Source organism: Bacteroidia bacterium (genome assembly GCA_026932145.1).
Taxonomy (GTDB): Bacteria; Bacteroidota; Bacteroidia; order J057; family JAIXKT01; genus JAIXKT01.
Map to the genome: position 1 here is coordinate 14,251 of JAIXKT010000020.1, position 5,107 is coordinate 19,357.

General features: G+C 38.6%; 8 protein-coding genes. 6 read left to right on the plus strand and 2 right to left on the minus strand.

Going from position 1 to position 5,107, the window contains the following annotated elements:
• The first annotated feature begins 374 nt into the window (after positions 1-374).
• The 5 genes from LC115_05520 (at position 375) to LC115_05540 (ending at position 3,061) form a co-directional block, all read left to right on the plus strand.
• Positions 375-776, plus strand: a complete 402-nt coding sequence (locus tag LC115_05520; GenBank protein MCZ2356137.1) for a cupin domain-containing protein — start codon at positions 375-377, stop codon at positions 774-776.
• A gap of 4 nt (positions 777-780) precedes the next feature.
• The gene (locus LC115_05525) at positions 781-1,365 is read left to right on the plus strand and encodes a TMEM175 family protein (GenBank protein ID MCZ2356138.1); all 585 of its coding nucleotides are present in this window, start codon (positions 781-783) and stop codon (positions 1,363-1,365) included.
• A gap of 382 nt (positions 1,366-1,747) precedes the next feature.
• A complete protein-coding gene (locus LC115_05530) occupies positions 1,748-2,407 on the plus strand; it encodes an NAD(P)-binding domain-containing protein (protein MCZ2356139.1) in 660 nt (219 codons plus the stop codon).
• Positions 2,408-2,423: 16 nt separating this feature from the next.
• Positions 2,424-2,681, plus strand: a complete 258-nt coding sequence (locus tag LC115_05535; GenBank protein MCZ2356140.1) for a hypothetical protein — start codon at positions 2,424-2,426, stop codon at positions 2,679-2,681.
• An 11-nt stretch (positions 2,682-2,692) separates the two neighbouring features.
• Positions 2,693-3,061, plus strand: coding sequence for a DUF1801 domain-containing protein (locus tag LC115_05540; GenBank protein MCZ2356141.1), 369 nt, complete (start codon positions 2,693-2,695; stop codon positions 3,059-3,061).
• Positions 3,062-3,415: 354 nt separating this feature from the next.
• Here the strand turns inward: LC115_05540 and LC115_05545 are convergent, their stop codons facing one another.
• Positions 3,416-3,607 carry a hypothetical protein gene (locus LC115_05545; GenBank protein MCZ2356142.1) on the minus strand — a complete coding sequence of 64 codons (192 nt, stop codon included), beginning with the start codon at positions 3,605-3,607 and terminating at the stop codon, positions 3,416-3,418.
• Positions 3,608-3,732: 125 nt separating this feature from the next.
• Positions 3,733-3,885 carry a hypothetical protein gene (locus tag LC115_05550; protein ID MCZ2356143.1) on the minus strand — a complete coding sequence of 51 codons (153 nt, stop codon included), beginning with the start codon at positions 3,883-3,885 and terminating at the stop codon, positions 3,733-3,735.
• A gap of 240 nt (positions 3,886-4,125) precedes the next feature.
• Between LC115_05550 and LC115_05555 the strand changes: the two genes are divergently transcribed.
• On the plus strand, positions 4,126-5,085 hold the full coding sequence (locus LC115_05555) for an ATP-binding protein (protein MCZ2356144.1): 960 nt from the start codon (positions 4,126-4,128) through the stop codon (positions 5,083-5,085).
• Positions 5,086-5,107 lie beyond the last annotated feature (22 nt).

Genomic DNA, 5,107 nt, shown 5'->3' on the forward strand with positions numbered 1-5,107 from the left:
CGTTGAGCGACATTACGCCTGCGGCGTAGTTTTGTTCTTCGTGTTTTGCTGCGCAAACACTCCCATCCAAAACAAATGTCGCTCAACGCAGCGCTTGACCTAATTTTGTCTAAGATACGCCTGGGCTTTGCGCCGGCTGCGGCTCGCACCGCTCGCCGTTCCGGCTAACGTCGCCCAACAAAATACTTGACAAAATTAGATCCCGAGAAAAAAAACACCGGAATCCCAAAATAAATTTTGGTCTTCTCTTTTTTTTCTCGGAACTTCGTCAAGCGCTGCGTTAGCCGCAAGCTTTGGGGTCTGTGCTAACCCGAACATTTCTGCAAGAAACGAACAGACAAAAATTAACTTTGACATTAAAATCCAAATAATAAATGAACAGAACAGATATTTTCCCGAAAGGAGAGAAATTGCCAAACGAATGGTTCACAGGAAATGCTTTTCTGCATCCATTGGTTGCAAAGGACAATAACAATGAATTTTCGGCAGGTGTTGTAACTTTTGAACCATCTGCAAGAACAAACTGGCATACACATCCAAAAGGACAAGTATTGATTGTAATAGAAGGCAAAGGATTTTATCAGGAGAAAAATAAATCTGCTCAATCCATAAACAAAGGCGATGTGGTAAATATTCCTGAGAATGTTGAACATTGGCATGGTGCATCTGATACAAGCATAATGGTTCACATAGCTATAACTAATTACAAAGACGATGTTCAGGTGACATGGCTTCAACCTGTAACAGAAGAAGAATATAACCTGGCTAATAAATAAGGAAATGAACAAAAACCGACTTGAAGCTTTTTCAGATGGTGTAATTGCCATTATCATTACCATTATGGTTTTGGAATTAAAAGTTCCTCACAACCCGACATGGCAAAGTTACTTAGATGCTTATCCGATTTTCGTTAGTTATGCTTTGAGTTTTGTCTTAGTAGGACTTTATTGGAGCAATCACCATCATTTATTTCACACGGTTTCAAAAGTCAATAACAAAATTCTTTGGCTCAATATGTTTACACTCTTTTGGCAATCGCTAATTCCATTTGCAACTGCTGCAATGGGAGAAAACAGTTTTACTTCAATTCCTGTTACAGTTTATGCACTTCTCCTTGTACTTGCAGCAGTTTCGTATATGTTTTTAGTGAATGCCTTATGCAGTTTGCATGGAGCAAACTCTGCTTTTTACAAAGCATACAAAGGACACAGAACAATTTACATCTCAATGGCTGTTCATACTTCTGCTGCAATTATTTCGCTAATTGGGTTTCCGAAAATAGCTTTTACTTTAATAGCAGTAACAGTTTTACTGTGGTTCGTTCCAAATCACATCATCAGCAGAAATAAACCAACAGAAGAATGAATGTAAATCGCCTTGAACAAAGTGTGTGCGAACTTCAAACAGTTGTGCTTCGTTGGAACAGCACGGCAACAGCTAACATGCAACTTAGCGAAACTTTAAAAAAGGGGGCTTTGGTGGTTAATCAAACAGTTGTGCTTCTAATAAAGTGTGTGCAAGTGCAATAAATTAAAAAAAGCCCACCACACAAGAAAAATTTTTGAGCCAACGCATTTGGCACATTTGGTTTGCCCGACACACGAGCCAACGCTTCGCAAACCAAAAGAGCCAAGCCCACCCACCACCCAACATTTGCAAAAAACACATTCTGATTTATTTAAATTTTGTAACTTTGTAAAATGAAAAAGGCAGGCCATTCTACCTTTGTACTCAAAGAATAAAAAGTATAAAAATGAAAAAAATCGGAGTATTTGGAACAGGAGAAGTAGGCAGAACTATTGCAACCAAATTAGTGGAATTGGGTTACGAAGTGAAAATGGGCAGTCGTACTGCTAACAACGAAAATGCCGAACAATGGGTTAAACAAAATGGCGAGAAAGCAAGTACAGGAACTTTTGCCGATGCTGCTACCTTTGGCGAAATCATCTTTAACTGTACAAAAGGAGAAGCAACAATGTCTGTTTTTCAACAGGCAGGGCTTGAATTTTTTGACGGCAAAATTGTGATTGACCAAAGCAACTCGCTCGATTTAAGCAATGGTTTTCCGCCAACACTTCTTCCTCAATATATCAACACCACTTCACTCGGAGAGGAAATTCAGAAATTGTTGCCCAAAGCCCACATCGTTAAAACGCTTAATACCGTGAATTGTGAGCTGATGACCAGTCCCGAAAAAAGTTCAGGCGAAGCCACAATGTTATTGTGTGGTAACAATGCCGAAGCAAAACGGGAAGTAACCGAAATTTTGCATCAATTTGATTGGAAAGACGTACTTGATTTGGGCGAAATTGTAGCTTCAAGAGGTATGGAAATGTTTATTACCACTTGGGTTAAGTTATTTATGGCAACAAATAATATCAATGTGACTTTTAAAATCAACCGATAGAAAAATCTAAACAGTAATGAACCGAATTTTAGTTACCACCTATTTATCCCAAGACGAAAGAATAGCAGGTGTAATGGAAGCCGAATACGCAATGACCAATTCCTGGCGGGACAACGGAATTATCGAACATCTTTTTGCCAGAGAAAACAACGGTGGCGGAGTTGTTGTGTTTAAAGAAACTGATATTGGAAAAGTAAAGCAACTGATGTCCGAACTACCTCTGTTTCCTTATTTTGAAAAAGTAGATTATATGTTGTTGGAAAAAATTTATTAAGTAAAAATTCAATGGAAAACCGCCCAGCTATTAGCACCACTCCATTAGATGATTTTTATCTTCAACAAAGCGAACCTTTGGGGAGTTGTTATTTGGCATTGCGTGATATTATTCTATCGCAAAACAAGCACATTATGCCCGAATGGAAATACGGTTGTCCATTTTTTTACTACAAAGGAAAAATGTTTTGCTATCTATGGTTTCATAAAAAAAATCAGCAACCTTATATCGCCTTTATGAAAGGTAAATACTTAAAGAGTGAGAAACTGATAGCAGAAGAAAGGGTAAATATTCGCATTATGCTGTTTGACCCTGACCAAGATTTGCCCCAAAAGGAAATTTGTAAAATAGTACAGGAAGCGTTGAAACTTTACGCATAGCATTACAAGAGGTTAAACAAAAGGAAATATCACAGAAGCACCAAAACAGCCGACACATAGGGACAAGCACATTTGCAAACCGCTACAAGTCAACACATAACCAAAGTTTGCAAAAGAGCTTGCCTTTTCTCGACCCCAACAAAAATTTTCCCTTCTCTTCTTTTTTTATTTTTTAGCCTGCACGCAAGCCGACACAGACAGCGACAGATGATAAAGGGTTACGCTGAAAAGTTTGTAGCAGAAAATTTAAAACAAAACTCTTACGCATGACCACGACAAGATTTGTAAATCGTCTTGAACAAAGTATGTGCGAACTTCGGGCAGACCAACTCCGAACGGACAGCAAGCCAGCGGCTAACAGCGGTTTGGCAAAAGTGGCGGTGCAGTGCTTCGTATGACAGTTTTTCGTAAATTTGAAGTGTGTGCTTCGTATGAACTTTTGTGGTAGAAATCGCCACCTTCGCCAAGCCGCAAAACGTTGAGCGACATTACGCCTGCGGCGTAGTTTTGTTCTTCGTGTTTTGCTGCGCAAACACTCCCATCCAAAACAAATGTCGCTCAACGCAGCGCTTGACCTAATTTTGTCTAAGATACGCCTGGGCTTTGCGCCGGCTGCGGCTCGCACCGCTCGCCGTTCCGGCTAACGTCGCCCAACAAAACACTTGACAAAATTAGATCCCAAGAAAAAAAACACCGGAATACCAAAATAAATTTTGGTCTTCTCTTTTTTTTCTCGGAACTTCGTCAAGCGCTGCGTTGAGCGACATTACGCCTGCGGCGTAGTTTTGTTCTTCGTGTTTTGCTGCGCAAACACTCCCATCCAAAACAAATGTCGCTCAACGCAGCGCTTGACCTGATTTTGTCTAAGATACGCCTGGGCTTTGCGCCGGCTGCGGCTCGCACCGCTCGCCGTTCCGGCTAACGTCGCCCAACAAAACACTTGACAAAATTAGATCCCGAGAAAAAAAACACCGGAATACCAAAATAAATTTTGGTCTTCTCTTTTTTTTCTCGGAACTTCGTCAAGCGCTGCGTTATAGCCAATACTAAAAGACACGACACAAATGATATTAGAAGAAGTAAGAATCAAAAATTTTAGAGGTTATCGGACAGAAACGATAATCCCAATTTCTAATTTAACTGCATTCATTGGAAAAAATGACGCAGGTAAATCCTCTGTTCTTGAGGCGTTAGAAATCTTTTTCAATAACTCACTTGTCGTTTGTGAAAGGGAAGATTTAAACATAAATGCTGACAACAATCAAATAGAAATAACTTGTGTTTTTAGTGATTACCCAAATGAAATTATTATTGATGCGGCTGCACCAACAAGTTTGGCAAACGAATACTTACTAAATGAAAATAATAGACTTGAAATAAAAAAAGTATTTGCAGCATCAGCCGCTAAACCAAAAGAAAAGGTTTTTATTATTTGTAATCATCCAACTGCTGAAAATTCTAATGACCTTTTAGAACTTAAAAAGGCAGAACTTAAAACAAGAGCAACTAGGTTAAATATACCGCAAGGAAATTACAATGGAAATATAAATTCAACAATAAGACAAGCTATTTGGGCAAGCTTTGATGACTTACAGTTAGCTAGAACGGAATTGTTAGTAGATAAAGAGGATACAAAAAAGGTATATGATACATTGAAAAATTATTTACCAATTTATGCACTATTTCAGTCAGACAGACAAAGTAAAGATGATGACAAAGAAGTTACTGACCCAATGAAACTTGCAGTACAACAAGCATTAGCAGAATTGACTGACGAAATAGAACACATAAAGAATGAAGTTAGAAACAAAGCAATAGATACAGCAAATCGAACACTAGCAAAACTAAAGGAAATGTCTCCAGAATTGGCTAACGAACTAATTCCTGAATTTAAGACAGAACCCAAATTTGATTCACAATTTAAATTGACAATAAATTCAGAGGACAACATTCCGATTAACAAACGAGGAAGCGGAGTAAGACGACTAATCTTACTAACTGATGTTACGCAAGGATATCATTAATTTAGCTGTATGAATGTTGAAA